The sequence below is a fragment of the Sphingobium sp. LMC3-1-1.1 genome (assembly GCF_040676285.1).
Classification (GTDB): domain Bacteria; phylum Pseudomonadota; class Alphaproteobacteria; order Sphingomonadales; family Sphingomonadaceae; genus Sphingobium.
The window spans coordinates 1-672 of record NZ_JBEGHQ010000044.1 but is presented as its reverse complement, the minus strand read 5'-3'; the positions used below and the strand labels follow the sequence as shown (position 1 = coordinate 672).

2 protein-coding genes are annotated in these 672 nt (G+C 61.5%); both read left to right on the top strand.

The window, feature by feature from the left end:
• On the top strand, window positions 1-353 hold a 353-nt coding region (locus tag MRBLMC3_RS17525), incomplete at its 5' end, for a ferritin-like domain-containing protein (protein ID WP_363830878.1).
• A 68-nt stretch (window positions 354-421) separates the two neighbouring features.
• A partial coding sequence (locus MRBLMC3_RS17520; protein WP_363830876.1) for a PRC-barrel domain-containing protein occupies window positions 422-672 on the top strand: 251 nt, incomplete at its 3' end.

Here is a 672-nt window from a genome sequence, read left to right as displayed (position 1 = left end):
AGAGCACCCGTTTTGCGGCCCTGTTCGCCGATTTCGCGCGTGATCGCGGACAGGTCGTCTCCTCGATGCAGGCCGAAGTGCGCGCGATCGGCGGCAAGCCCCAGGACAGCGCAAGCTTCCTCGGCGCCGCCCATCGTAGCTTCATGGACCTGAAACAGGCGTTCACCGGCAAGAACGACAAGGCGATCATCGAGGAGGTCGAGCGCGGCGAGGACCACATCAAGGCGAAGTTCGAGATCGCGCTGAAGGATGCCGATCTGGCGCCGGCAACGAGGTCCATCATTCGCGATGCTTTCACCTCGGTTAAGGCCGGCCATGATCAGGCGAGCGCTCTCAAGCACAGCCTGGTCTGAGAAGGCACATTTTCGGCGCGGTGGGTAATTGCCTGCCGCCCCGGAGATTTATTGAACGGAGAATGGCCATGGCCACCAATACAGAAATACCCGTTGCCCGTCCTTTCGCAAGCCGCATCCTGATTTCCGCCGACGATGCGCGCGGCAAGACAGTGCATGGCCGCGATGGTGACAAGCTCGGTACCGTCGACCAACTCATTCTCGACGAGCGGACCGGACAGGTGGCCTATGTCATCCTGTCCACGGGCGGTTTCCTCGGACTGGGACAGAGCTATCATCCCATACCCTGGTCGGCGTTCCGCTATGACGAGACGCAGGG